At 66.1% G+C, this 23,986-nt stretch carries 28 protein-coding genes and 1 tRNA gene; 13 read left to right on the top strand and 16 right to left on the bottom strand.

Annotated features, from left to right (window positions below):
* Nucleotides 1-6: 6 nt before the first annotated feature.
* Nucleotides 7-2,031, bottom strand: a complete 2,025-nt coding sequence (locus IB256_RS11130) for an NADPH-dependent 2,4-dienoyl-CoA reductase (protein ID WP_192402569.1) — start codon at nt 2,029-2,031, stop codon at nt 7-9.
* Nucleotides 2,032-2,222: 191 nt separating this feature from the next.
* Between IB256_RS11130 and IB256_RS11125 the strand changes: the two genes are divergently transcribed.
* From IB256_RS11125 to selB, 7 genes are all read left to right on the top strand, one after another.
* On the top strand, nt 2,223-2,411 hold the full coding sequence (locus IB256_RS11125; RefSeq protein ID WP_081515654.1) for a hypothetical protein: 189 nt from the start codon (nt 2,223-2,225) through the stop codon (nt 2,409-2,411).
* Between the two features lie 153 nt (nt 2,412-2,564).
* Complete coding sequence (gene fdnG / locus IB256_RS11120) at nt 2,565-5,642, top strand: formate dehydrogenase-N subunit alpha (RefSeq protein ID WP_192402567.1); 3,078 nt, start codon at nt 2,565-2,567, stop codon at nt 5,640-5,642.
* Between the two features lie 8 nt (nt 5,643-5,650).
* Entirely contained in the window at nt 5,651-6,583 is a 933-nt protein-coding gene (gene fdxH, locus IB256_RS11115) for a formate dehydrogenase subunit beta (RefSeq protein ID WP_081515660.1), read from the top strand.
* 57 nt (nt 6,584-6,640) lie between these two features.
* The gene (locus tag IB256_RS11110) at nt 6,641-7,267 is read left to right on the top strand and encodes a formate dehydrogenase subunit gamma (RefSeq protein ID WP_192402565.1); all 627 of its coding nucleotides are present in this window, start codon (nt 6,641-6,643) and stop codon (nt 7,265-7,267) included.
* 135 nt (nt 7,268-7,402) lie between these two features.
* Nucleotides 7,403-8,335, top strand: coding sequence for a formate dehydrogenase accessory protein FdhE (fdhE, locus tag IB256_RS11105; protein ID WP_192292805.1), 933 nt, complete (start codon nt 7,403-7,405; stop codon nt 8,333-8,335).
* Nucleotides 8,336-8,507: 172 nt separating this feature from the next.
* A complete protein-coding gene (gene selA, locus IB256_RS11100; protein ID WP_192402563.1) occupies nt 8,508-9,914 on the top strand; it encodes an L-seryl-tRNA(Sec) selenium transferase in 1,407 nt (468 codons plus the stop codon).
* The gene (gene selB, locus IB256_RS11095; RefSeq protein ID WP_192402561.1) at nt 9,911-11,833 is read left to right on the top strand and encodes a selenocysteine-specific translation elongation factor; all 1,923 of its coding nucleotides are present in this window, start codon (nt 9,911-9,913) and stop codon (nt 11,831-11,833) included. Before selA ends, selB begins: the two co-directional genes overlap by 4 nt.
* A gap of 127 nt (nt 11,834-11,960) precedes the next feature.
* Here the strand turns inward: selB and IB256_RS11090 are convergent, their stop codons facing one another.
* Nucleotides 11,961-13,415 (bottom strand): alpha/beta hydrolase, encoded by a 1,455-nt coding sequence (locus IB256_RS11090; protein ID WP_192402559.1) that lies wholly within the window; start codon nt 13,413-13,415, stop codon nt 11,961-11,963.
* Nucleotides 13,416-13,480: 65 nt separating this feature from the next.
* Nucleotides 13,481-13,951 carry a hypothetical protein gene (locus IB256_RS11085; RefSeq protein ID WP_192402557.1) on the bottom strand — a complete coding sequence of 157 codons (471 nt, stop codon included), beginning with the start codon at nt 13,949-13,951 and terminating at the stop codon, nt 13,481-13,483.
* Nucleotides 13,952-14,351: 400 nt separating this feature from the next.
* Between IB256_RS11085 and IB256_RS11080 the strand changes: the two genes are divergently transcribed.
* Nucleotides 14,352-14,765: an Imm50 family immunity protein gene (locus IB256_RS11080; RefSeq protein WP_192291629.1), complete on the top strand. Its 414-nt coding sequence runs from the start codon at nt 14,352-14,354 to the stop codon at nt 14,763-14,765.
* Nucleotides 14,766-15,059: 294 nt separating this feature from the next.
* Here the strand turns inward: IB256_RS11080 and IB256_RS11075 are convergent, their stop codons facing one another.
* Nucleotides 15,060-15,278 (bottom strand): carbon storage regulator, encoded by a 219-nt coding sequence (locus IB256_RS11075; RefSeq protein WP_192225305.1) that lies wholly within the window; start codon nt 15,276-15,278, stop codon nt 15,060-15,062.
* A 145-nt stretch (nt 15,279-15,423) separates the two neighbouring features.
* Between IB256_RS11075 and IB256_RS11070 the strand changes: the two genes are divergently transcribed.
* Nucleotides 15,424-15,519 (top strand) — tRNA-Sec (locus IB256_RS11070).
* A gap of 7 nt (nt 15,520-15,526) precedes the next feature.
* Here the strand turns inward: IB256_RS11070 and IB256_RS11065 are convergent.
* Complete coding sequence (locus tag IB256_RS11065; RefSeq protein ID WP_192292795.1) at nt 15,527-15,823, bottom strand: hypothetical protein; 297 nt, start codon at nt 15,821-15,823, stop codon at nt 15,527-15,529.
* A 227-nt stretch (nt 15,824-16,050) separates the two neighbouring features.
* Between IB256_RS11065 and IB256_RS11060 the strand changes: the two genes are divergently transcribed.
* Nucleotides 16,051-16,311 carry a DNA-binding protein gene (locus IB256_RS11060; RefSeq protein WP_192402556.1) on the top strand — a complete coding sequence of 87 codons (261 nt, stop codon included), beginning with the start codon at nt 16,051-16,053 and terminating at the stop codon, nt 16,309-16,311.
* A gap of 10 nt (nt 16,312-16,321) precedes the next feature.
* A complete protein-coding gene (locus IB256_RS11055; protein ID WP_192402553.1) occupies nt 16,322-16,744 on the top strand; it encodes a hypothetical protein in 423 nt (140 codons plus the stop codon).
* Nucleotides 16,745-16,756: 12 nt separating this feature from the next.
* Here IB256_RS11055 and IB256_RS11050 read toward each other — a convergent pair whose 3' ends face one another.
* From IB256_RS11050 to IB256_RS11030, 5 genes are all read right to left on the bottom strand, one after another.
* A complete protein-coding gene (locus IB256_RS11050) occupies nt 16,757-17,080 on the bottom strand; it encodes an excalibur calcium-binding domain-containing protein (protein WP_192402551.1) in 324 nt (107 codons plus the stop codon).
* 78 nt (nt 17,081-17,158) lie between these two features.
* Nucleotides 17,159-17,377 carry a DUF6434 domain-containing protein gene (locus IB256_RS11045; RefSeq protein WP_192402549.1) on the bottom strand — a complete coding sequence of 73 codons (219 nt, stop codon included), beginning with the start codon at nt 17,375-17,377 and terminating at the stop codon, nt 17,159-17,161.
* 83 nt (nt 17,378-17,460) lie between these two features.
* Nucleotides 17,461-17,664 (bottom strand): hypothetical protein, encoded by a 204-nt coding sequence (locus tag IB256_RS11040; protein WP_081515739.1) that lies wholly within the window; start codon nt 17,662-17,664, stop codon nt 17,461-17,463.
* Between the two features lie 72 nt (nt 17,665-17,736).
* A complete protein-coding gene (locus IB256_RS11035) occupies nt 17,737-18,360 on the bottom strand; it encodes a GrpB family protein (protein ID WP_192402547.1) in 624 nt (207 codons plus the stop codon).
* Nucleotides 18,361-18,679: 319 nt separating this feature from the next.
* Nucleotides 18,680-19,096, bottom strand: a complete 417-nt coding sequence (locus tag IB256_RS11030) for an anti-virulence regulator CigR family protein (protein WP_192402545.1) — start codon at nt 19,094-19,096, stop codon at nt 18,680-18,682.
* A gap of 179 nt (nt 19,097-19,275) precedes the next feature.
* Here IB256_RS11030 and IB256_RS11025 point away from each other — a divergent pair, with 179 nt between their 5' ends.
* Nucleotides 19,276-19,701, top strand: coding sequence for a hypothetical protein (locus IB256_RS11025; protein WP_192402537.1), 426 nt, complete (start codon nt 19,276-19,278; stop codon nt 19,699-19,701).
* A gap of 30 nt (nt 19,702-19,731) precedes the next feature.
* Here the strand turns inward: IB256_RS11025 and IB256_RS11020 are convergent, their stop codons facing one another.
* Genes IB256_RS11020 through IB256_RS11000 form a run of 5 tightly spaced genes read right to left on the bottom strand, consistent with a single transcriptional unit; the run spans nt 19,732 to nt 22,314 of the window.
* Nucleotides 19,732-20,415: a M15 family metallopeptidase gene (locus IB256_RS11020; protein ID WP_192402535.1), complete on the bottom strand. Its 684-nt coding sequence runs from the start codon at nt 20,413-20,415 to the stop codon at nt 19,732-19,734.
* A complete protein-coding gene (locus IB256_RS11015; protein ID WP_405308124.1) occupies nt 20,412-20,894 on the bottom strand; it encodes a glycine cleavage system protein H in 483 nt (160 codons plus the stop codon). The genes IB256_RS11020 and IB256_RS11015 overlap by 4 nt, the downstream gene beginning before the upstream one ends.
* Complete coding sequence (locus IB256_RS11010; protein ID WP_081515751.1) at nt 20,870-21,244, bottom strand: DsrE family protein; 375 nt, start codon at nt 21,242-21,244, stop codon at nt 20,870-20,872. Before IB256_RS11010 ends, IB256_RS11015 begins: the two co-directional genes overlap by 25 nt.
* A complete protein-coding gene (locus tag IB256_RS11005) occupies nt 21,231-21,725 on the bottom strand; it encodes a GNAT family N-acetyltransferase (protein WP_081515753.1) in 495 nt (164 codons plus the stop codon). The genes IB256_RS11010 and IB256_RS11005 overlap by 14 nt, the downstream gene beginning before the upstream one ends.
* Before the next feature lie 28 nt (nt 21,726-21,753).
* Nucleotides 21,754-22,314 carry a DUF4136 domain-containing protein gene (locus IB256_RS11000; RefSeq protein WP_405308122.1) on the bottom strand — a complete coding sequence of 187 codons (561 nt, stop codon included), beginning with the start codon at nt 22,312-22,314 and terminating at the stop codon, nt 21,754-21,756.
* Nucleotides 22,315-22,458: 144 nt separating this feature from the next.
* On the opposite strand from IB256_RS11000, the gene IB256_RS10995 reads away from it, so the two are divergent.
* Nucleotides 22,459-23,385 carry a glycerophosphodiester phosphodiesterase family protein gene (locus IB256_RS10995; RefSeq protein WP_192402533.1) on the top strand — a complete coding sequence of 309 codons (927 nt, stop codon included), beginning with the start codon at nt 22,459-22,461 and terminating at the stop codon, nt 23,383-23,385.
* Here IB256_RS10995 and IB256_RS10990 read toward each other — a convergent pair.
* Entirely contained in the window at nt 23,370-23,951 is a 582-nt protein-coding gene (locus tag IB256_RS10990; RefSeq protein WP_192402531.1) for a DUF4136 domain-containing protein, read from the bottom strand. The genes IB256_RS10995 and IB256_RS10990 overlap by 16 nt on opposite strands.
* Nucleotides 23,952-23,986 lie beyond the last annotated feature (35 nt).

Below are 23,986 nucleotides of genomic sequence, written 5' to 3'. Positions count from 1 at the left end.
TGGCGGCTACAGCCGCGCCGCCAGCTCAGCACCCTCGCGGATCGCCCGCTTGGCATCCAGCTCCCGCGCCACGCTGGCGCCGCCGATGATGTGGTAGCGCAGGTTCTGCGCCGCCAGCGTCGGCTGCAGGTCCAGCAGCGGTTCCTGGCCGGCGCAGATCACCACGTTGTCTACCGCCAGGCACTGCTCCTGGCCGTCGATGCGCAGGTGCAGGCCGTAGTCGTCGATGCGCCGGTACTCCACGCCACCGAGCATGCGCACGCCGTGCTGCTTGAGGTGCGCGCGGTGAACCCAGCCGCTGGTCTTGCCCAGCCCGGCGCCGGGTTGGCCAGCCTTGCGCTGCAGCAGCCAGAGCTGCCGGCGGGGGGCGGTGGCGACCGGCGGGATCAGCCCGCCGCCGGTGGCGTTGTCCAGGTCGATGCCCCACTGGCCCAGCCACTGGCCCAGCGGTTGCGGGCCGTCGCGGTCGGTCAGCAGGAAGCTGGCGACGTCGAAGCCGATGCCGCCCGCACCGATCAGCGCGACCTTCTCGCCCACCGCTGCGCCGCGCAGCACATCGAGATAGCTGAGCACCTTGGCATGGCCGATTCCCGGAATTGACGGCGTACGCGGCTGGATGCCGGTGGCGACTATCACCTCGTCGTACTCGCCGCTCAGTTCGCCGCGCCGGATGCGCCGGCCCAGTTGCACCTCGACGCCCAGCTCACCCAGGCGTACGGCGAAGTAGCGCAGCGTCTCGTGGAATTCTTCCTTGCCCGGCACGCGCTTGGCCAGGTTGAACTGCCCGCCGATCTCCCCGGCGGCTTCGAACAGCGTTACTCGATGGCCGCGCTCGGCGGCGACGCAGGCGGCGGACAGCCCGGCCGGCCCGGCGCCGATCACCGCGATGCGCTTGTGGACGCGTGCCTTGCGGTAGCGCAGTTCGGTCTCGAACGCCGCACGGGGGTTGACCAGGCAACTGGCGCGGCGGTTGGCGAAGGCGTGGTCCAGGCAGGCCTGGTTGCAGGCGATGCAAGTGTTAATCGAGGTAGCGCGGCCGGCGGCGGCCTTTTCTACGAACTGCGGATCGGCCAGCAGCGGCCGGGCCATGGAAACGAGGTCGGCGTGGCCCTCGGCGAGCAAACGCTCGGCGACTTCCGGCGTGTTGATCCGGTTGCTGGCGATCACTGGCACGCGCAGTTCACGGCGCAGGCGTGCGGTCACTTCCGTGAAGGCTGCACGCGGCACCGAAGTGACGATGGTCGGCACCCGTGACTCGTGCCAGCCGACTCCCGTGTTGAGCAGGTCGATGCCGGCGCCTTCGAGAGCTCGCGCCACGGTGCGCACTTCGTCCCAGGTGTTGCCGCCTTCCACCAGGTCGAGGAGCGACAGGCGGTAGCTGATGACGAAGCGCTCGCCCAGCGCACGGCGAGTACGGCGGACGATCTCCAGCGGCAGGCGCATGCGGTTGCCCAGGTCGCCGCCCCAGCGGTCTTCGCGCTGGTTGGTGCGCGGGCAGAGGAACTGGTTCAGCAGGTAGCCTTCGCTGCCCATGATCTCCACGCCGTCGTAGCCGGCGGCGTGGGCGAGCTTCGCGCAGCGCACGAAGGCGGCGATGGTGCGCAGGATGCCGCGCTCGGACAGCTCGCGCGGGGCGAACCAGCTGATCGGCGATTTCACCGGCGAGGCCGAGACCACCAGCGGGTGATAGCCGTAGCGCCCGGCGTGGAGGATCTGCAGCAGGATGCGCCCGCCCTCGCGGTGCACCGCCTGGGTCAGGCGCCGGTGCGCCGGCACCTGCAGGCCGCTGGTGAGGCTGCTGCCCAGCGGCAGAAGCCAGCCTTCGCGGTTGGGCGCAAAGCCGCCGGTGATGATCAGCCCGACACCCCCGCGCGCCCGCTCGCGGTAATAGGCGGCGAGCTTGCCGAAGTCCCACAGGCGGTCTTCCAGGCCGGTGTGCATCGAGCCCATCACCACGCGGTTGCGCAGTTGAATCGGGCCCAGGTCGAGCGGGGCGAGCAGGTGAGGGTAGGGCGAGGCGGCGGACGACATGGAAGCGCTCTTGGGCAATCAGGTCCTGCCACCCTAACGGGCCGGCGATGGGCTGGTTAACGGCCCGGCTGCCGTACCGTTCGGGCATTTCGGTCAAGCGCTTCGGTTGACAGACTGGCCACAGGTTCCAGACTCAAACCCATGGCAGGGCTGCAAAGCCCCGATCGCAGGCTGAAGTGACGGAGGTCGTCATGAAAGCGATAAGAACAAGACACGCGCGCCATTACCTGCTCGCTGCCCTCATCGGCGTGGCCCTGCTCGGGCTGCACGAATCCCTCCAGCCGGATCGCGCGCAATCCGCCTGCCGCCCCGACGGCGAGAGTATCTCCTGCGCCTACCCGCCCGTTGCCCATTTGGGGGTACTCGGCAGCGCGTTCTGAGTGACGGGCTGACGCGCGTCAATGCGCCGCTGATCCTCCGCGTGCATGGTCTGCCCCGCTCAAAGCTGGCGCATCGCGCCTGCTTGGCTATCTTTTAAGCAGCAAGGGTCCGGCCATGTCCCGGACGTACGCTGCCTGATCAGGAGACGCACGATGGATATGAACCGTCGGCAATTTTTCAAGGTCTGCGCCGTGGGCCTTGGAGGATCGAGCCTGGCGGCACTCGGGATGGCACCCCCGGATGCATTCGCCGACCAGATCCGCCACTTCAAGCTTGCGCGCACCGTCGAGACCCGCAACACCTGCCCGTACTGCTCGGTCGGTTGCGGCATCCTGCTTTACAGCCAGGGTGACGCGGCCAAGAACGTCGCGCAGAACATCATCCACATCGAGGGTGATTCCGATCACCCGGTCAACCGCGGCACGCTCTGCCCCAAAGGCGCAGGCCTCCTGGACTTCGTCCACAGCCCCAACCGCCTGAAGTATCCGGAAATCCGCGAGGCGGGCTCCAGCGAGTGGAAGCGCATCGGCTGGGACGAGGCGCTCGACCGCATCGCCAAGCTGGTGAAGGAAGACCGCGACGCCAACTTCATCGAGAAGAACGCCCAGGGCCAGACGGTGAACCGCTGGCTGACCACCGGCTTCCTGGCCGCGTCGGCGTCTTCCAACGAAGCGGGCTACATCACCCACAAGGTGGTTCGTTCTCTCGGCGTACTGGCGTTCGACAACCAAGCGCGTGTCTGACACGGCCCGACGGTGGCAAGTCTTGCCCCGACGTTTGGCCGTGGAGCCATGACCAACCATTGGACCGACATCAAGAATGCCGATCTGATTCTGATCATGGGCGGAAACGCCGCTGAAGCGCACCCGTGCGGCTTCAAGTGGGTGACCGAAGCCAAGGCGCACAACAAGGCGCGCCTGCTGGTGGTCGACCCCAGGTTCACCCGTTCCGCTTCGGTGGCCGACTACTACGCGCCCATCCGTACCGGCACGGACATCGCCTTCCTCGGCGGTCTGATCAACTACCTGCTGGAAAACGACAAGTACCAGAAGGAATACGTGCACAACTACACCGACGTCTCCTTCATCGTGAAGGAAGGCTTCGGCTTCGACGATGGCCTGTTCAACGGCTACGACGCGGAGAGGCGCACCTACCCGGACAAGTCCTCCTGGCAGTACGAGCTGGGCGAGGATGGTTTCGCCAAGGTCGACCCGACCCTGGCGCACCCGCGCTGTGTGTTCAACCTGATGAAGCAGCACTACAGCCGCTATACGCCGGACGTGGTGAGCAACATCTGCGGCACGCCCAAGGACATGATGCTCAAGGTGTGGGAAGAGATTTCCACCACCGCGGCGCCGACCAAGGTCATGACCATCATGTACGCCCTTGGCTGGACCCAGCACTCGGTGGGCGCACAGATGATCCGTACCGGTGCGATGGTTCAGCTGCTGCTGGGCAACATCGGCATGCCCGGCGGCGGTATGAACGCCCTGCGCGGCCACTCCAACATCCAGGGCCTGACCGACCTGGGGCTGCTGTCCAACTCGCTGCCCGGCTACCTGACTCTGGGCATGGATGCGGAGCAGGACTACAACGCCTTCATCACCAAGCGCACCAGCAAACCGCTGCGCCCGGGGCAGTTGTCCTACTGGCAGAACTACCCGAAATTCCACGTCAGCCTGATGAAATCCTGGTTCGGCAAGGCCGCGACCAAGGAGAACAACTGGTGCTACGACTGGCTGCCGAAGCTGGACATGCCCGGCGCCGGCTACGACGTGCTGCGTTACTTCGACATGATGTACCAGGGCAAGGTCAACGGTTACTTCTGCCAGGGCTTCAACCCCATCGCCTCCTTCCCCAACAAGGCCAAGGTCAGCGCTGCGCTGGCCAAGCTGAAGTGGATGGTGGTGATGGACCCGCTGGCCACCGAGACCTCGGAGTTCTGGCGCAATGCCGGCGAGCACAACGACGTCGACACCAAGGCCATCCAGACCACGGTGTTCCGCCTGCCCACCAGCTGCTTCGCCGAGGAAGACGGCTCCATCGTCAACTCCGGGCGCTGGCTGCAGTGGCACTGGAAGGGCGCCGAGCCGCCGGGTGAAGCGCGTACCGATATCGCCATCATGAGCGGCCTGCTGCATCGCCTGCAGGCGGCCTATCGCAAGGATGGCGGCGCCTTCCCCGACCCGATCCTGGGTCTGGACTGGCCATACCTGCGGCCGGACGAACCGAGCCCGGAAGAGGTGGCCAAGGAGTACAACGGCAAGGCACTGGCGGATCTTGTCGACCCGAACAACGGCATGGTCCTGGCGAAAGCCGGCGAGCAGCTACCGGCCTTCGCGCTGCTGCGCGACGACGGCAGCACCGCCAGCGGCTGCTGGATCTTCGCCGGTTCCTGGACGCAACTGGGCAACCAGATGGCCCGCCGCGACAACAGCGACCCGTACGCCATGGGCCAGACCCTGGGCTGGGCCTGGGCGTGGCCGGCCAACCGACGGATCCTCTACAACCGCGCCTCCGCGGACGTCAGCGGCAAGCCGTGGGACCCGGTGAAGAAGCGTCTGGTGTGGTGGAACGGCAAGGCCTGGGGCGGCACCGACGTGCCCGACTACAAGGCCGACGTACCGCCGGAAGCGGGAATGAACCCGTTCATCATGAACCCCGAAGGTGTGGCGCGCTTCTTCGCCGTCGACAAGATGGCCGAGGGCCCGTTCCCCGAGCACTACGAGCCGTTCGAGACGCCGATTGGCGTCAACCCGCTGCACAAGAACCCGCAGGCGATCAGCAGCCCGGCGGCGCGGGTGTTCAAGAACGACATGGAGCTGTTCGGCAAGGCCGACGAGTTCCCCTACGCCGCGACCACCTACCGGCTCACCGAGCACTTCCACTTCTGGACCAAGCATTGCCGTCTGAATGCCATCGTCCAGCCGGAACAGTTCGTCGAGATCGGCGAGGCGCTGGCCAAGGAGCTCGGGATCAAGGCCGGCGACCGCGTGAAGGTCTCCTCCAACCGTGGCTTCATCAAGGCGGTGGCGGTGGTGACCAAGCGCATCCGTCCGCTGCAGGTCAACGGCAAGACCGTGCACCACGTGGGCATCCCCCTGCACTGGGGCTTCTCCGGGGTTGCGCGCAACGGCTACCTGACCAACACCCTGACCCCCTTCGTGGGCGACGGGAATACGCAGACGCCGGAGTTCAAGTCCTTCCTCGTCAACGTGGAAAAGGCGTGAGGTGAAGCATGAGTAGTCAAGACATCTACGCCCGCTCCGCCACGACCTTGCCGTCACCCTCGGTGCGGCACGAGCAGGAAGTGGCCAAGCTGATCGACGTGTCCAAGTGCATCGGCTGCAAGGCCTGCCAGGTCGCCTGCTCGGAATGGAACGAGCTGCGCGACGAGGTGGGCCACAACCACGGCACCTACGACAACCCGATCGACCTCACGGACCAGTCCTGGACGGTCATGCGCTTCACCGAGCATGAGAACCCGGCCGGCAACCTGGAGTGGCTGATCCGCAAGGACGGCTGCATGCACTGTGAGGAGCCAGGCTGCCTGAAGGCCTGCCCGAGCCCCGGCGCGATCGTGAAGTACGCCAACGGCATCGTCGACTTCAATCAGGACCACTGCATCGGTTGCGGTTACTGCATCACCGGCTGCCCGTTCAACATCCCGCGCATCTCGCAGAAGGACCACAAGGCATACAAGTGCACCCTGTGTTCCGACCGCGTGGCGGTGGGCATGGAGCCGGCCTGCGTGAAGACCTGCCCGACCGGCGCCATCGTCTTCGGCACCAAGGAGGACATGAAGGAACACGCCGCCGAGCGCATCGAGGACCTGAAGTCCCGCGGCTTCGAGAACGCCGGCCTGTATGACCCGCAAGGCGTGGGCGGCACCCACGTCATGTACGTGCTGCACCACAACGACCAGCCCTCGCTGTACGCTGGCCTGCCCGACAAGCCGGCCATCAGCCCGATGGTCAGCCTGTGGAAAGGCCTCACCAAACCGCTGGGCCTGCTGGCCATGGCGGGCGTGGTGCTGGCCGGGTTCTTCCACTACACCCGCATCGGCCCCAACCGGGTCGAAGAGGACGAGGAAGACGGACCCGACCCGCAGGCGCCGGTGCACAAGGTCGACCCTTCGGTGCATGGCTACGATCCGCGTGATCCCCGCTGACTGACTTCTGCCCTCCTCGCGGGGAGGGCGGAAAAGGGCAGCAAGGAGCCCGACGACATGAAAAAAGATATTCAGCGCTACAACGCCAACGAACGGAGCAACCACTGGATGGTGGCCATTCTGTTCTTCCTCGCCGGCCTCTCGGGGCTGGCGTTGTTCCACCCGGCCATGTTCTGGCTGACCAACCTGTTCGGCGGCGGGCCGTGGACGCGCATCCTCCACCCCTTCCTCGGGGTGGCGATGTTCCTGTTCTTCCTCGGCCTGGTGATCCGCTTCGCCCACCACAACCTGGTGGAGAAGCGCGACGTGCAGTGGCTCAAGCAATGGAAAGACGTGGTCACCAACCGCGAGGAAAACCTCCCGGAAGTCGGCCGCTACAACGCCGGGCAGAAGCTGCTGTTCTGGACCCTGCTGCTGTGCATGCTGGTGCTGCTGGTGACCGGTTTCGTGATGTGGCGTGCCTACTTCAGCCACTTCTTCGGCATCAACCTCATCCGCATCGCCTCGCTGCTGCATGCCTTGGCCGCTTTCGTGCTCATCTGCAGCATCCTGGTGCACATCTACGCCGGCATCTGGGTGAAGGGCTCGATGGGCGCCATGCTCTACGGCTGGGTCAGCCGCGGCTGGGCGCGCAAGCACCATGCGGCCTGGCTCAAGGACGTGGACAAGGGCAAGGGTCACTGACCTGCAACGCTGCTGAAATGAATGCCGGCTGACACTGGATTGCCAGCCGGCACGGACAGTCCCCTCTCCCCTCAGGGAGAGGGTCAGGGAGAGGGGCTCCTCAGGCCCCGCTCCAAACCCAACAAGGAGTCCTGCGTGTCAGGCCGAATTCTCGAACCCGGGCAGATCGAAGCTGCCGCCAACATCCCCCCGCTGTTCAACCTGCCGTCCCCCGATCTGTTCTCCCGCCGCGCCGCGCGCCTGCGTGAACTGGCGCCGGGCAATCCCCTGCAGGGCTACCTCGAACTGATCGCCGGCGTCTGCGAAGCCCAGCAGGCGCTGCTCGATCGCAAGCTGTTCCTGCAATCGCCGGACGCTGCCGCGCTGGCCCGCAGCCGCGAGCACCGCATGCCGCCGCTGGCCTACGAAGTGCTGGTACGCGAAGGCGCGTGGCTGCCACTGCTGGACGCCTTCCTCGACGCCTATGAAGTCACCGCCAACCCGGCCGTGGCCGAGGCACTGAGGGTCCTGCGCAGCGCCGATTCCGGCCAGCGCAAGGCCTGGGCACTGGGCCTGCTCAACGGCCAGTTCGACCTGTTGCCACCGGCGCTGGTGCCCTTCCTTGGCGCCGTACTGCAAGTCGCCTTCAGCCAGTGGCTGCTGCAACTGCCCGACGACACCCTGGCGGAAACCGACAGCCAGACCCTCTGCCCGGCCTGCGGCGCGCCGCCGGTGGCCGGGATGATCCGCAGCCAGGGCAAGCATGCCGGGCTGCGTTACCTGTCCTGCTCGCTGTGCTCCTGCGAATGGCACTACGTGCGCGTCAAATGCAGCCACTGTGCCGAGAGCAAGGGCCTGGCCTACTACTCGCTGCAGCGCGAAGGCGTGGCCAGCGACCAGGCGCCGCTCAAGGCCGAAACCTGCCCCGGCTGCCAGTCCTACCTCAAGCAGTTCTACCAGCAGCACGACAAGCACGCCGAGGCCCAGGCGGACGACCTGGCCAGCCTCGCGCTGGACATCCGCCTCGCCGAAGACGGCTACCTGCGCACCGCACCGAACCTCCTGCTCGCACCCGGTGGCGGCGGTTAGAACCGCCCCTCGTAGGGCGCATAACGCGGAACGCGTTATCCGCCGCCAACCCCATGGCGCGGACATGGCGGATAACCGCAAGCGGTTATGCGCCCTACGAACGCAGCACTTCCGCTGCCACCCTGGTCTCCTACACTGACTCCAGCCATCGCCTCCTGCACAAGGTTCGTCCATGACCTCGGTACGTTTGCCCTCCATCGACCGCCTGCTGCGCAGCCCGGCCTGCCAGCCGCTGCAGCAACGCTACGGCCGCGAGGCCCTGCTCAAGACCCTGCGCGACCTGCTCGACGAACTGCGCGATCCCGCCCGTCACGGCCAACTGGCCGCCATCGAACTGGAAGAGTCGGTGCTCGCCGGCCGCGCTGGCGAGCGTCTCGCCGCGCACCACGCCAGCCGCGTGCGCCGGGTGTTCAATCTCACCGGCACCGTGCTGCACACCAACCTCGGCCGCGCCTTGCTGCCCGAGGAAGCCATCGAAGCGATCACCCTGGCTGCGCGCTACCCGCTCAACCTCGAATTCGACCTGGCCACCGGCAAGCGCGGCGACCGCGACGACCTCATCACCGGGCTGATCCGCGAGCTGACCGGCGCCGAAGCCGTCACCGTGGTCAACAACAACGCCGCCGCCGTGCTGCTGGCGCTCAACAGCCTGGGCGCGCGCAAGGAAGGCATCATCTCCCGCGGCGAGCTGATCGAGATCGGCGGCGCCTTCCGCATTCCCGACATCATGTCCCGCGCCGGCGTGAAGCTGGTCGAGGTCGGCACCACCAACCGTACCCACGCCAAGGACTACGAGGCCGTGATCGGCCCGCGCTCGGGCCTGCTGATGCGCGTGCATACCAGCAACTACAGCGTGCAGGGCTTCACCGCCAGCGTCGCCACCCCGCAGCTGGCGCAGATCGCCCACGCCCATGGTCTGCCGCTGCTGGAGGACCTGGGCAGCGGCACCCTGGTCGACCTCACCCGCTGGGGCCTGCCCAAGGAGCCCACCGTGCAGGAAGCCCTGCGCGACGGCGCCGACATCGTCACCTTCAGCGGCGACAAACTACTCGGCGGTCCGCAGGCCGGACTGATCCTCGGCAGCAAGGAACTGATCGGGCGGATCAAGAAGAACCCGCTCAAGCGCGCCCTGCGCGTGGACAAGCTGACCCTCGCCGCGTTGGAGGCCGTGCTCAACCTCTACCGCGATCCGGACCGCCTCGCCGAACGCCTCACCAGCCTGCGCCTGCTCAGCCGTCCGCAGGCCGACATCCGCGTCCAGGCCCAGCGCCTGGCGCCTGCTTTGGCAGCGCTGCTGGGCGAGCGCTGGAGCGTCAGTGCCGTGGATGCCTTGGGCATGATCGGCAGCGGCGCCCAACCGGTCGCGCGCTTGCCCAGCGCCGCGCTGTGCCTGCGCCCGAACCAGCCCAAGCGCCAGCGCGGTCGCGCGCTGCTGGACCTGGAGGAGCGCCTGCGCTGCCTCCCGGTTCCGGTGCTCGGTCGCATCGATGACGACGCGCTTTGGCTCGACCTGCGCCAGCTCGACGACGAGCCCTGCTTCGTCGCACAACTGCCGCTGCTGGCCGAGGACGAGGCGTGATAGTCGGAACCGCCGGCCACATCGACCACGGCAAGACCTCACTGCTGCGCGCGCTCACCGGCATCGAGGGCGACCGCCGCCCGGCCGAGCGCGAGCGCGGCATCACCATCGACCTCGGCTACGTCTATTCCGACCTTGGCGACGGCGCGCTCACTGGTTTCATCGACGTGCCGGGCCACGAGCGTTTCGTCCACAACATGCTCGCCGGCGCCAGCGGCATCGACCTGGTGCTGCTGGTGGTGGCCGCCGACGACGGCGTGATGCCGCAGACCCGCGAACACCTCGCCATCGTCAAGTTGCTCGGCATCCGTCGCGCCATGGTCGCGCTGACCAAGGCCGACCGCGTCTCGGGCGAACGGCTAGCACAGGCTGCTGCGGAAGTACGCGAACTGTTGGCATCAGGACCGCTCGCCGGCGCGCCGATCTTCCCGCTGTCCAGCGTCAGCGGAGAGGGCGTCGATGCATTGCGTGGCGCTCTCGCCGCTGCCGCCCGCGAGACCCGCGAGCGCGCCGCAACCGGTGGCTTCCGTCTCGCCGTGGACCGCGCCTTCAGCGTCAGCGGCGCCGGCATCGTCGTCACCGGAACAGCCTTTGCCGGCACCGTGAATGTCGGCGACGAATTGCTGCTGGGCAGCGCTGGCCGCCGCGCTCGCGTGCGCGGTTTGCACGCACAGAATCGCGAGGCGCAGCAGGCCCACGCGGGCCAGCGCGTGGCGGTAAACATCGTTGGCGAGCGCCTGAACCTCGAACAGATTCACCGGGGCGACTGGCTGATCGCCGGCGAACTGCATGCGCCCACCACGCGCATCGATATCGACCTGAACCTGCTGCCCAGCGAAACCCGCGCCTTCGCCCACTGGACGCCGGTGCATGTGCACCTCGGCGCGCAGGACGTCACCGGCCGCGTCGCACTGCTCGAAGGCGAACGCCTGCAACCCGGCGAGCGCGTCTTCGCGCAGCTGGTGCTGAATGCGCCCAGCCATGCCGTGCATGGCGACCACCTGGTGCTGCGCGACCAGTCCGCGCAACGCACCCTCGGCGGCGGGCGCGTGCTCGACCCCTTCGCGCCCGCGCGCAACCGGCGCAGCCCAGAGCGCCTGGAGCAACTTCGTGCCCTGCAGGGCGAAGGCCTGGAAAGCGCCTTGCCAACCCTGCTGGCCCACGCCAGCAACGGCCTCGATCCCGCGCTGCTGGCGCGCCAGTTCAACCGCCCGCGCGAAGGCTGGCAGCTGCCCGGCGAAACGGTCGAAATCCACACCCGGCTCGGCGCGCGACTGCTCTCCGCCGAACGCTGGTCCGCGCTGCAACAGCAATTGCTCGATGCGCTGCAACGCTTCCACGCCGAAGCTCCCGACGAGCTTGGCCCCGACCGCGACCGCCTGCGCCGCTATGCCTTCTCGCAGCTGGAGCGACCGGTGTTCATCGCTCTGCTGGAAAGCCTGCTGGCGCCGGGGCAAGTCGACAGCAGCGGCCCCTGGCTGCACCTGCCTGACCACCGCGTGCAGCTGGGCGAAGCCGACGAACAACTGCGCGAACGCCTCTGGCCCTTGCTGCTGGCAGGCTCCTTCGACCCGCCCTGGGTACGCGACCTCGCCCGCGAACTGAAGGCGGAGGAGGGCGACGTGCGCCTGCTGCTGCGCAAGCTCGGCCGCCTTGGCCAGCTGCACCAGGTGGTGAAAGACCTGTTCTACCCCGAACAGACCCTGCGCCAACTCGCCGGCCACGCCCTGCACCTGCGCGACGAAACCGGCATCATCCGCGCCGCCGCCTTCCGCGACCGCATCGGCATCGGCCGCAAGCGCTGCATCCAGTTGCTGGAGTACTTCGACCGCATCGGCTTCACCCGCCGTTTCGGCAATGAGCGGCGGATCAGGGAGGATTCGGCGCTGGCGCAGTCGACCGCTGAAGAAACTTTCTGAACTCCCGATCCCCACGCCCCCTCGATACCCCTGTTGACTACCGGGGAGTGGGTCCAATGAGTTCCTGGCTGATTCTGCTGTTCATCGCCGTCACCCTGATTGCCGTCGTGCTCGACGTCGGCAAGCGCTAGCGCGACGGCAACACCCGATCGACCCGTTGCACGAGGTAGTCGTAGAACGGGTTGGAGGTCACCCGCTGGAACAGGTCCAGCCCGACGATCAGTACGCCGCGTTCACCGCGCGGCGTGAGTGTGCCCAGGTGGATGCCGAAGTCTTCGCCGGCCGCCGGATGCTGGCCGTAGAGTGCGTCGTCGGGCGGGAAGGGCAGTGCCACGTGGGAGAGTGAGAACAAATCCGGCGGGTAGCTGGCTGCCAGCGGCTGGCTCTCCTGCTGCTGGCTGTGGGCGGGTGTGTGCAGGGCGCTGGTCTGGCTGCTCTGCGGGCTGTTGGAGATCACCGTCAGGTCATAGTTGCGCTGGCGCTCGGGCAGCAGGCGGTCGCCGAGTGTGGCCATTTCCGGGCGCAGCAGCGGGCCGTAGTTCAGCGAGCGATTGAGGTCGAACAGCACCAGCTGGCTGCCGTTGTCCGGCAGGCGGTCGTAGAGGTTGCTGATTACCGCCGGGGTGCTGACGGTGCTGTCGGCAAGCGACTGGAAGGTGAGGATCGGCGGCAGGCGCGCAAGGCTGCCGCTGCGGCTGGCGCTCTCCAGGCTGCCCTGCACGGCGTCGGTCAGCTCCACCGTCTGGCGCGCCGCCGCGATGGGGAAAGAGTTGTACTTGAACGGGTTGAACTCCGGCAGCACGCTCAACCAGGCCGCCTTGGCGAAGGCCGGCAGCAACGCCGGCAAGCCCGCCAATCCGGCGAACTGCGCATAGCGGGTGACGCCGATCATCGGCGAGATCAGCACCACCTGTTTCGGCATCGCCAGGCTCGGGTCGCCCAGTGCATCCAGGCTGTACTTCATCGCCAGCGCGCCGCCATTGGAGAAGCCCACCATCAGCAGCGGCGCGCCCTTGGGCAGCTGCGCGGAAGCTTCGCGCACGGCCAGCCGGGTGGCGGCCATCCAGTCTTCCCAGTCCGCGTCGGTGAGACCGGCCGGTACGGTGCCGTGGCCCGGCATGCGGATTGCGATGACCACGAAACCCTGTTGCCGCAGGTGCTCGCCCAGGTGGCGCAGGCTGTAGGGCGAATCGGTCAGCCCGTGCAGCAGCACCGCCGCGCCGCGCACTTCACCGGTGGGGCGCATCTCGTACGAGCGATTCCAGTCGGTGGCGAAGTGGCCGGGGTAGACCTGGCTCTGGTCGAAGTAGCGGTTGTAGGCGACGCGCTCGAAGGGTTGCAGGCTGGCCGCCATCTCCTTGCGCATGGCCTGCATCAGCTTGTCCTCGGCGGCCAGGTAGCCGGCCCAGTCGGTGCGGTCGATGGCGTCGCTGTGCAGGTCCTCGGGCACCCAGGTGTGCCAGGGCTCCAGCGGCGGAATGTTGCGCAGCGCGGCGACCCGCAGTCCCAGCGCCAGCACGGCGATGGCGAGGATGAGGATGACCAGCCAGAGCAGCGCCCTGGTGAGTTTCGCGTTCAGCATGGAGTTCCCTTGTCAGCGTGCAGGACAAGCATAGAGCCCCTGGCGCTACAAAGTCCGCTCACGGGTCAAAGGGCCGAGACCGCCTCGAGGTAATCAGGGTTGCCGATGCCGACCTGAGCCCAGACCGGGCGTGTCTCGTTGCCCTGGCGGTCATACTGCTCGTCCGCGTCCCACAGCGTGATGATCTGCCCCGGAAACAGGTACTCGCAGTCGTTGAATTCGTGCGCGCCGGAGTCGTCCGCCGCAGCGATCAGCGAGAACAGCTCGCCAGCCGTCAGCGCAAACACATCCACGCCCTGGTAGCGCGCGAGGTACTGCTCGCTCTGGGACAGGCCGATGAACCAGATGAACCCCTGCTCGTCGCACTCGGTCTGGATCGCCGCCTGGCAGAAGTAATCCGTCGGCCCGTTGGACGATTCCAGCGGGAAGCCCACGGCGGCCAGCGCGTCCCGCGCCATGGCCCGCGTATCGCCGAGACAGACCGGGCCAATGCCCAAGTGTGGGGAAATATCGAGGATGGGTAGAGTGGGCTTCATGCCGTGGAGCTCCCTGGGTACTGCTAGCGAGGGTAGAGCACGGGCAGCCAGTTCGCTGCCTTTTTCTGGCCAATAAGTGGCCTTTTGATGTTGATTGGCCAGAATGTCATTGCCGGGTTGTGTGGGGTTATCGGGCGACCGGGTGCCGACTGCGGCATGTGGAAAATAAGTCTGTTCTCTTTTCGCATACGTGGCTAAACACCTCACGCATGCTTGGGTTCGCTAGATGCCCCGCCAGGGGCAGCAATCGGCCAGAAGCGGACATTCGACTTTCTCCGTTTATAACCAGTGACTGCCTTTCGGATTAGGAGCCCAAAGCTGCTTCCGCCTGCCCAAAGCGAATTGGGGCACCCGTTCTGCATTGGTTAGACTGCAGCATCGTTCTCAAGGAAAGCCTCTTATGGAAAGCCCAGGTTGCGTTCAACACACCGAGAAAGTAATCGAAGCGCTGGGCTACTGGCCTGGCTTTCATGATGCGGAAGTGATTTCGGTGTCTGCCACCAGGGCCATGGCTGGCCATCCGGTTGCCACGTCAGCACGGCTCTGCGTCAACGTTCGCCAGTACAAAGAGGTCGGTGCAGGGACCGCAGACTACGAAATGGTCTGTATCAGGAGCGTCCTGATTGAATTCTTGTTCAGCGATCTGCAATACCTGTCTCTTGAGGATTTCAATCACCAGAATGTCATTGATTTGATTGAATTTACTGTCTTGGAGAACCAGTCCATCGAAGTGAATGTTGCGTCCATATGGGGGCTAGGTGGTGTTATCAGGTGTGCGAGGGTCGAGGTAGGGGATGTCACACGCCTGCTTTGAATCCTGAGTGGCCGAGCCAAGAGTGCATCGACGCGCGAGCGTCCGCTATGGGTCGATAGCTGCCCGAGGTTGCGGTCCACTTAGGATTGGTGTGGACCTTCCAGGCAGAGAGAGTCGAACCCTTGATACTATTTTTTCGGAGCGTCGCGATGTGCTCGTATGAGCGGCTTTCGCGGAAAGAAAGCTAGTGTCATTCCTGTCTGGATCTTCGCTTTCTACAGGTAAATACGCTACGTCGAAGGTGGGTGTTCAGGAGAGCACTCGGCCCCTCACGGGATGTATTTGCGTGCGGCATTACTGATGCGCGTCGTCCGGCAACAGTTCTTCGCGCAGAACTCGGACGCAGGGCGGCGCGGCGATGACGAGTCGCACTTGCTGGTCCTGCACTCTGCCGATACGGATCACCAGCTTTTGGCTGCGCAGTTGGCGGATGAGTTCTTCGTCGGAGCATTCCGGGTCGACGAAGAGGTGAATGGCTTCGAAGATGTTGCGGCTCAACAGCAGGTTTCCCATGAGGACTCGCTTGCTCGGTGGAGGGTGGGGCTGGGTGATGGATTGGCTGCTGCGGCATCGCTGCGCTGGCATCGGTCATGGCAATAGTGGCAACATCCGGGCTCCCGCTTTCGCCGCTGCACTTGCGCAGCCGGCTTCTGACCAGGGAAGGCAATCACGCCCGGTGGCGTGGCCGGGCTTCAAACCCGGTGGGGGACGGCAGCCGTTCCTGGGTGAGTTCGACTCTCACTGCCTTCCGCCAATTCCTTTCAGCAGATCATGATCCCCTCTTCAGGCAGCAATTCTCCGTGAGCGCTTGCCGTCTTGGAGCCGAGCACCATCAGCGACTGGATGTTGTGCCAGAACAGTTCTTCGGGAAATTTCGACGGGACGAGCAGGTCCATGACGAGAAAGTAGGGATGCTCGATGACTCCGGCCAGGGGCGGCACCACCCCGACGAATTGCATGCAGTACTGTTCGGGAATTGCCTCGGAGTCGCAGATGGTTTCGACGAGGACGTAGCTACCAATGAGATTGGCGGCCTGGGTTAGGTCGAGATCAACCATGTCTTTCTCCTTGGCATCGAGGATTCCACCCTGGCGGCTCCGTGACGAATTCACGTCCTTCGCCCCCGACGAGCAACCCGGGTTGCCGTGCTTTTCGTTGTTGATTCATTCATTCAGTATTCGAGCGATAACGCCCATGACTAGTGGGCCGGCATTCACTTATGGTTCAAATATTACTCCCGTGATTTATTCAGGGTAAATATTGAACCCTGCATGAAATTTCCGATATGGATGAAATCCTCGGCAGGGCAGTCCAGTTGGTTCGTTTGGCTGGTCCCAAATATCTGAGCTTCCAGGGTGATACGAACCACCAGCGCTGGAAGAACATCAGCAAAGGCATCATTCGCATGGGCACCGAAGAGGTGAGCATTCTGCTGAGGGTCTATCCGCAGTACGCCGTCTGGCTGCTGACAGGAGACGTCGTGCCTCAGGTGGAGCAGCTCAAACCTGACTTCGGGGCTCCTGCCGAAAACGACAGCGAATCTTGAAGCGAGCGCCATGGTCAGACTGGACCAATTCACCGAAGACCATCTGGAACTGAGCGACCTGTGGCGCTGGCAGGACGGCGTTCGCGAGGATGCGTTCCTGATTCCGCTGGCGACGGCGGCGGAGGTGGCGCCCGGCGTTTCGTTGCTGCTGGTGCGGGCGCTGTTCCGGTTGCCGGCGGGCATCGAGTTGCAGGGGCTGCTGGTCTACGATCCGCTCGGGCAGGACGTGTACGCGGTGCAGGTGCTGATCGGCCGCGACAGTTATTCCTTCAACAAGTACCTGCCGGAGGCTTCCTTCGAGGAGGTGCTGGCATTGGCTGACCGTTTGAAGGTCAGCACCGGCGGTGTGCTGCCGCTGCGCTACAGCGTGGTGCGGCAGGCGTTGGCCGTGCGCGACGGTCAGTTCACGCTGTGGCTGAGTGGTGGCTTGTAGGACGGCATTCGCCTACATGAGGCACCACTGTTTCTCGCAAGGAATGCCGTCACCGTCGCCGTCCATCTCCATGTTCGGACAACTCCGCAAAAAGGCCTTGGCCTCTGCGCAGGATGTCATCTGCGAGCAGTATTTACGGCCGTCGCAACGCACGCTGAGCGTGGGCTCCGGCTTGCTTTCAAGCACTGCGACGGGGTCTGCGGAAGGTTCGCTGGGCGCAACGGGCGCGCTGACGGACGATGGTGCCGTGCGGTAGGAGCGCGACTGCCAGTTCGGATTGTCCATGTATTGCCAGGCGAGCAGCGCGAGCGCGGCGAGGAATATCCATTTCTTCATGGTGGTGTCCGAGGGTGAGTGCTCTGCGAATTCTAGCGGGCCGCCCCACCGCTACGCCATTGTCGGCACTCGGCGTGTTCAGCCAATGGAGAGGCCTTTCCGGCGGCGCCACTCATCCACCACTGCGCCCATGTCCGCTGGCGCGCCGCTGCGTATCCAGGCCATGAAGGCGCGGTCGAAGTGGAAGCTGTCGCCGCAGTGCTGGGTCATGAAGCGGCGGACGTTCTGGGTGTTGCGGTAGTGGGCGTCGAGCGGGGTCTGGCGGGTGATCGGGTCGCTGTGCCAGTCAAAGGCCATGGTGTCCGTTCCTGTGCCTTGGGGGAGCACCCGTTATAGCGCAATCGGCAGCCGCTGGCGCGGTCTGCCGAGGTGTTGCGGCGTCACTGGCCCCACATCATCCGCTGTTGCTGCGCCGAGTAATCGTCGCTTTGCAGGCGCACGCGGGTGGGCTGGCGTTCGAGGTTGTCTTCGCCGAAGGATTCGCGCACCGGCGATTCGATGGCGTTGAAGTGACTGAAGTGCGGGGAGTCGGCGCAGCCGACCAGGGTGAAGCAGGCGAAGGTGACCACGGAGAGCTTGAGCATGGGACTTCCTCCTGAGGGGGAGTCCCGAGCTTCGGCCGGCTGGATTAACGGCGGATTAACGCGCAGCGTTCTTCAGCGGCAGTCCGGCCCCTGGATTTCGCCGCCGTGGACTGCTTCGCCGTCGCGGTGGTGCTCGGGCGGGTTGAGCGCGCGGCCGAGTATCTGCGCGACGACTTCGTCCTTGCCTTCGGTGTAGGCATCGCGGTCGGTGGGGAAGCGCTTCGCCAGTTCGTGCTTCACCTGGGCGTAGAGCTGCGCGTCGTCGGGGTGGGTGCGCAGCCAGTCGCGGAACAGCAGGCGGCGCGAGGCGTCGCTCAGGTCCATGACGTGGACGTGGTGGCTGCGCCCGCTGCCCAGCGGCGGCATGCCTTTGACGAAGAACATTCGCGAGGTGTCGGGGTTTTCGGCCCAGTACTGGTAGCCCAGCTCTTGCAGCGGTTCGATCAGTTGGTGCGGGTCGCTGCCCGGTGGCGGCAGCAGGAGGATGTCGATGATCGGCTTGGCGTCCAGCCCCGGCACGGCGGTGCTGCCGATGTGCTCGATGCCGAGGCCGGGAAGGTCGGCGGCACGGGCGATGGCGTCGGCTTCTTCGGCGAAGCGCTGGGGCCAGCGGGGATCGGCGGCGACGACTTCGATGCGGTCTTCTTCGGCGTTGCTCCAGCGCTGGCCGTCGAATTCGGGGGCTTGCGGGGTCATGCGGTAACTCCAGCGGTGGGGCGGTGGGGGCGAGGGTTGGAGGTTGATCCGGTGGGCGGAGTTCCGAGTAATCCTGTAGGAGCGCCCCAAGGGCGCGATCGCGGGCATGGCCCGCTCCTACCGGATAGATCTGTGCTCGGATCGGCCCTCACCCTAACCCTCTCCCAGGGGGAGAGGGGACCGTTCGGTGCCGGATGAAACCACAGCGTCAGCCGGCACGATTTGCCCCCTCTCCCTGAGGGAGAGGGCTGGGGTGAGGGGGAAAGCACAAACACGGAACTACCAGGGAAAGACCGTTGCTCCTACAGGGGAAGCAGCGTCAATCCAGCACGTTCTGCAGCACTTCGTAGATGACGCCGGTGGCGATGGTCACCAGCAGCAGGTCGGTGCCGGCCTGCTGCCATTCGTAGCCGTCGTAGTGGGGCAGACGGTCGACCAGGCGGCCGTCGAGCTTCTTGGCGATGCCCGGCGGCAGCGGCTTGCCGCGGGCCAGGTTCTTCTGGATGCCGGGCGGCAGGGCCGCGCCGGGGCTCCAGTAGTTGCGATTGTCGTTGAGGATGACCTGCACGCCGCCGATGTCGATGCTCGGGCCGCCTTGCCAGTTGTTGCCCTGATTGCCGTGTTGGCCGCCTTTGTCGTGTCCTTTGTTCTTGCCCGGATCGGCCATCAGCAGGGGGCTGGTGCCCAGCAGGGCGACGCCGATGGCCGCCGCCAGAAGGGTGTTGATTCTGGACATGTCCGTGTTGCCTCCATGGTGAGACTCCTGTGCCGGTGAGCGTAGCCGTTGCCGCAACACTCCGGCGCCGGCCAAGTTGGCACATGCGTGCTGGCACTTCGTCGGCAGGCCGCGAACGGCGGGGCCTGCGCCAGGGTCATAGAGGTATCCCAAGACCCGCCCATGGAGGCGATAACAAGATGAAAATGTCCCTGGTTGTTGCAGTAGCCTGTGCAGTCGCACTCGGCACGACAGCCTTGCTGCCTGCCGATCTCTCGCCGATCGGTTCGGCCTATGCCAAGGGCGATGGTGGCGGTCACGGTGGTGGCAATGGCGGCGGAAACGGTGGTGGTAATGGCGGTGGCCACGGTGGTGGCAAGGGCGATGCCGGCGGTAACCACGGCAGCAACAGCAATGGCGCGAACGACGGTGGCGAGCACGCCGGCAAGGCCACCCGCGACCATGGCCTGAGCGGCAATCACTACGGCAGCGAGAAGAACGACAGCAAGGGCCACGGGCAAGCGACGTCCGCCGTGGCGCACTCCAAGGATACCCAGGGCAAGACCAAGGCTACGGCGATCTCCGCCACCAAGCCGGCCCACAAGAACACCCCGCACGACAATTGATCCACCACGGTCAGGGACGGCCGCTGTCCTTCACTGCACCGGGAAGTTGAAGTAGGTCTGCGGGTAAGGCTCGGCCTTCAGGGTGTAGTGCCACCACTCGGCGCTGTAAGGCTCGAAGCCGTGCCGCAGCATGGCCTGGCGCAGCGTCTCGCGGTTGCGCGTCTGCTGCACGCTGACCAGCGCAGTGCCGTGATGGGAGATGGGCCCGAAGAAGTCGAACGGGCTGCCCATGTCCAACTCCTCCCCGGTTTTCGAATCCACCAGCGTGAGGTCGACGGTGCTGCCGCGCGAGTGCCCGGAGTGCTTGGCGATGTAGCCGTCGCGGAACAGCGCGGGCTTGTCCAGCTGTGGGTAGTAGCGGCTCTTCTGGCGGATGTCCTGCGGGTCGGCGGCCCAGCGGCGGAAGTCTTCCACTGCGCGCTGCGGGCGATAGCCATCGAAGATCTTCAGCGCCAGGCCGCTCAGGGCAACGTCCTTTTCCACGGCAGCCAAGGCGGTGGCGGCTTCGCGGGTGAGGATGATCCGCGCCTTCTGGTAACCGTCGATGGGCTCGCCGACGAAGTTGTCGGTGCCGGCGTAGCGCACGTCATAGCGCGCGGTTTTCAGCACCTGGTCGAGATAGACGAAGCCGTCCTGGGTGGGCTGGTCGGCGCGTAGCGGCGGGCTGATGAGCAGGCAGAGCAGCAGCGTGAACTGCGCGCCTGCCCGGCTCATGGGCGCAGGGCCTGGACCCCGTCGTCGTCGGGGTCGAAGTTGTCCAGGTGCATGCGCTGGGCGAAGGCCTCCAGTGCGGCTTCGCCCTGGAGGAAGCGAGCGCGGGCGGCGCTCCAGTCGTCGGGCTTCAGGCGCACCATCCAGCCTTCGCCATAGCAGTCCTGGTTGATCAGCCCTGGCCTGCGCACCACTGCTTCGTTGCTGGCGAGGACGGTGCCGTCCAGCGGGCTGCGCGCCGACGAGGCGGCCTTGGCGAATTCCACCACGCCGAAGCTGCGGTCGCAGTCGATGTGCCAGCCGTCGCGCTTGGGGGTGAAGGCGAATATCTGCCCGTAGACCGCGCAGCCGTAGGCGGTGAGCCCGAGGGTGACGGCGCCGCCTTCTTCCTCGCGCAGCCAGAGGTTGTAGTCGGGCGCGTAGAGCAGGTCGTCCGGGAACTCCAGGCCGTGCAGCTTCACAGCGTCAGCACCCGGTCGTATTCGAGGATCATGCGCGCCAGCTCGCCGCCGCTGGCGATCTCGTCGACTTCCTCGATCAGCCGGCTTTCGTCGATGGCCACGCCCGGTGCGCGGCACATCAGCAGGCGGGCGCCGGCTTCCTTGGCCTGCTGGATGAAGTGGCTGATGGGCTCGCCATCCTCGGCGGCATAGAGCGTGTCGGCGATGTCCTGGAAGGCCAGGCGTGTGCCTTCGCCGCTGAGGAACAGGGTGACCTTGGCATCCATGCACGCCAGCAGGGTGGCCGTGTAGAAGGGCGCGGCGCAGCGCGCCGGGGTGCTCGGGCCGCTGCTGACGATGATCAGCACACGCTGGGGCTCAGGCGTGGACAAGGGCTTTCTCCAGTTGGACCAGGGCGATGCGCCGGCCCTGCGGGTCGGCGCGCTCGACGATGCCCTGCGGCTTGTAGCCCAGGCGTGCGTAAAGCAGCAGGCCGGCGGCGTTGGCGTTGAAGCAGGACACCTTCATGACCTGCGCCTTGTACTGGTCGCGGGCGAGATTCTCCATGACCTCGATCAGGTACTGCGCCACGCCGTGCCGCCGCGCCCAGGGCGCGACCATCATGTTGCCCAGCGCGCAGAATTCGTGGGGTTGCCACTGGTAGAAGTTGGCGAAGCCGGCGACCCGGCCACCCTGCAGCGCCACGGTGCTGCCGCGTCGCTCGGCGATGGCGGCGGCGAGCTGGCCGATGGTCAGCGGCCAGCTCGCCTTGGGGTAGCAGTAGAAGAGTTCGTCGGCGTCCTGGGGAAAGCCGACCACCTCGCCGAGGTCGTCGGCGAGGGCGGGGCGGTGTTGCAGGGCGGGCTGGTTCACGCGGTCTCCCGTGTCATGGTCGGGCCGATCAGTGCGGCGGGTACTGGGCGATGATCTTCTGCACCGTCTCGCGGATCGCCGCTTCGCGCTCGGCGGGCGTCGGCGGGCTGCTGCGCATGATCTGCTCGCCGCTGCCGCGCCAGACCAGCTTGCCGTCCTTGCCGTCGAACATGTCCACCTGGATGGTGGCGACCTTGTAGGTCACGGTGCGGCTCTCGGCCATGGGGGGCGGGCCCCAGTAGCCTCCCCAGTAACCGCCCCAGTAGCCGCCGCTGTAGGTGGTGACCTGGTCCTGGCGCTGGTCGACGATCAGGTAGGCGCGCAGTTTTACGTCGCCGGGGGTGCCGCCCTGTGCCTGGCGCAGGCCGCGCTGGTCGAACTCGCCGGCAATCGCATCGCTGATGCGCTGCTCGGTGAGGTCGCTCTTGATGCGCGGGTCATCCGGGCGGTACTCGAAGGCCGGCTGCGCCCAGCTCCAGGTCAGGTAGCGGGAAAAGTCGCGGGTGGTGTCGTAGTCGCGGCTGACGCTGGTGGTTTCGCAGGCGGCGAGGCCGAGCATCAGGCTCAGCAGCAGTGAACGGGACAGCAAACGGCGGATCATGATCGCAATACTCCTGTCAGAGAATTCCATCCAAGCGCAAGGCAGAAGGATTGGCAAGCGGGGAATGTTCCGCGTCTAGCGCGGTGCTTCCGGTTGCTAGAGTCGTCGCTCGTTCAAGGAATGGAGAAGGACATGAAGCATGGGCTGCCCGTGACGACACTGGGGATGCTGCTGCTTGCGGGATGCAGCTTCGACAGCGTGCGGCCGGCGCTGCCACAACCCGAGGTGGTGGCGCATCGAGCCGGCACGGCGGATGCGCCAGAGAACACGCTGCTGGCGATAGGCAAGGCGCTGGCCAACCACAGCGATGTGCTCTGGCTGTCTGTTCAGGCTTCCGCCGATGGTGTTGCGATGCTGTACCGGCCGGCGGACCTCGGGGCATTGACCGATGCCCAGGGCGTCGTGGGTTCGAAGTCGCTGGAACAGCTGCGCCCGGTGAATGCGGGTTATCAGTTCAAGGATACGGCGGGCAATTACCCGTACCGCGCGCAGCCGCAGGCGATCCCGACACTGGCCGAGGCACTGCAGGCCATTGCACCGACAGTGCCGGTGTTCCTCGATATCAAGGCGCAACCGGTGGGCGAGGTCATCGACGCGGTGGCCCGCACGCTGGATCAGCAACAGGCGTGGTCGCGGGTGCGTTTCTACTCCACCGAGCGTGATGCCAGCGATTACCTGGCACAGCACTACGGCGACCGCGCGCGGCGTTTCGAGAGCCGCGACGCCACGCGCAACCGGCTGGTCGATCTGGCGCTGGCCGGCCGTTGTTCGCCACCGGCCGATGGCGCCTGGATGGGCATCGAGCTGGAGCGCGATCTGACGGTGACGGAGCAGTTCACCCTGGGCTCATCGTCCTACCCAGTGAAGCACGCGAAGCTGTGGACGCCGCAGGCGATGGCCTGTGTGCGCCGCGCCAAGGGGACGAAGGTGGTGATGTTCGGCATCAATTCGGCAGCCGCCTATGGCGCGGCGCGCGAACTGGGAGCGGATGCGGTGATGGTGGACTCGCCGGCGAGCGTGCCTGCCTACCGGCGCGCCGGGCTTCAGCCCGGCGGGTAACCGTCCATGGCCTTGCGCGCGGCTTCGCGCAGGGCGCGGGCCTGGTCGGTCTGGCTGCTGCCGTTTTCGTATTCGGCGCTGCCACTCCAGATTTCCTGGTGGTTATGGGCGTCGTACAGGGCGATGCGCACCACGCTGACGGTGACCACGTAGGTGCGGGTGACGGGGTAGGAAGCGCCGCCGTACCAGGGGTCGTTCCAGCCGCCGTAGTAGCCGCCGCCGTAATAGTCGGTGGTCTGCCGGGTGCGTTGCTCGCTGGCCAGGTGCGCGCTGACGCTCAGGTCCGCCGGGGCATTCGAGCGCGCCGGGCGCAGGCCGCGCTGGTCGAGGGCTTCGCTGACGGCGTCCTGCAGCGGGCCGCCGAAACCGGTGCCGTCCATCCAGCGCCACGAGCGGTAGCGCCCGTAGTCCAGCGGCGGGGCCGGGTAGCTGCCGGGGTCGAGGCCGGGGTTGGCGGCCTGCGCGGGCGCGGGCGGGATCGGCAGCGAGGTGTTGCTGTAGGGGTTCTGGCCCTGGCAGGCCGCCAGGGCGCTGAGCAGCGGCAGGATCAACAGGTAACGCGGCATGACAGACTCCCGCACGCCGGTTTGGTGAGGCGTGC

This window comes from Pseudomonas sp. PDM17, from assembly GCF_014851985.1.
Taxonomy (GTDB): domain Bacteria; phylum Pseudomonadota; class Gammaproteobacteria; order Pseudomonadales; family Pseudomonadaceae; genus Pseudomonas.
The sequence above is the reverse complement of the archived record's forward strand: the minus strand, read 5'-3'. Positions and strand labels throughout refer to the sequence as shown.

Coding starts and splice junctions, on each gene's coding strand:
- IB256_RS11130 (WP_192402569.1), bottom strand. CDS start 2,031: ATGTCGTCCGCCGCCTCGCCCTACCCTCACCTGCTCGCCCCGCTCGAC.
- IB256_RS11125 (WP_081515654.1), top strand. CDS start 2,223: ATGAAAGCGATAAGAACAAGACACGCGCGCCATTACCTGCTCGCTGCC.
- fdxH (WP_081515660.1), top strand. CDS start 5,651: ATGAGTAGTCAAGACATCTACGCCCGCTCCGCCACGACCTTGCCGTCA.
- IB256_RS11110 (WP_192402565.1), top strand. CDS start 6,641: ATGAAAAAAGATATTCAGCGCTACAACGCCAACGAACGGAGCAACCAC.
- selA (WP_192402563.1), top strand. CDS start 8,508: ATGACCTCGGTACGTTTGCCCTCCATCGACCGCCTGCTGCGCAGCCCG.
- IB256_RS11090 (WP_192402559.1), bottom strand. CDS start 13,415: ATGCTGAACGCGAAACTCACCAGGGCGCTGCTCTGGCTGGTCATCCTC.
- IB256_RS11085 (WP_192402557.1), bottom strand. CDS start 13,951: ATGAAGCCCACTCTACCCATCCTCGATATTTCCCCACACTTGGGCATT.
- IB256_RS11080 (WP_192291629.1), top strand. CDS start 14,352: ATGGAAAGCCCAGGTTGCGTTCAACACACCGAGAAAGTAATCGAAGCG.
- IB256_RS11075 (WP_192225305.1), bottom strand. CDS start 15,278: ATGGGAAACCTGCTGTTGAGCCGCAACATCTTCGAAGCCATTCACCTC.
- IB256_RS11065 (WP_192292795.1), bottom strand. CDS start 15,823: ATGGTTGATCTCGACCTAACCCAGGCCGCCAATCTCATTGGTAGCTAC.
- IB256_RS11060 (WP_192402556.1), top strand. CDS start 16,051: ATGGATGAAATCCTCGGCAGGGCAGTCCAGTTGGTTCGTTTGGCTGGT.
- IB256_RS11055 (WP_192402553.1), top strand. CDS start 16,322: ATGGTCAGACTGGACCAATTCACCGAAGACCATCTGGAACTGAGCGAC.
- IB256_RS11050 (WP_192402551.1), bottom strand. CDS start 17,080: ATGAAGAAATGGATATTCCTCGCCGCGCTCGCGCTGCTCGCCTGGCAA.
- IB256_RS11045 (WP_192402549.1), bottom strand. CDS start 17,377: ATGGCCTTTGACTGGCACAGCGACCCGATCACCCGCCAGACCCCGCTC.
- IB256_RS11040 (WP_081515739.1), bottom strand. CDS start 17,664: ATGCTCAAGCTCTCCGTGGTCACCTTCGCCTGCTTCACCCTGGTCGGC.
- IB256_RS11035 (WP_192402547.1), bottom strand. CDS start 18,360: ATGACCCCGCAAGCCCCCGAATTCGACGGCCAGCGCTGGAGCAACGCC.
- IB256_RS11030 (WP_192402545.1), bottom strand. CDS start 19,096: ATGTCCAGAATCAACACCCTTCTGGCGGCGGCCATCGGCGTCGCCCTG.
- IB256_RS11025 (WP_192402537.1), top strand. CDS start 19,276: ATGAAAATGTCCCTGGTTGTTGCAGTAGCCTGTGCAGTCGCACTCGGC.
- IB256_RS11020 (WP_192402535.1), bottom strand. CDS start 20,415: ATGAGCCGGGCAGGCGCGCAGTTCACGCTGCTGCTCTGCCTGCTCATC.
- IB256_RS10995 (WP_192402533.1), top strand. CDS start 22,459: ATGAAGCATGGGCTGCCCGTGACGACACTGGGGATGCTGCTGCTTGCG.
- IB256_RS10990 (WP_192402531.1), bottom strand. CDS start 23,951: ATGCCGCGTTACCTGTTGATCCTGCCGCTGCTCAGCGCCCTGGCGGCC.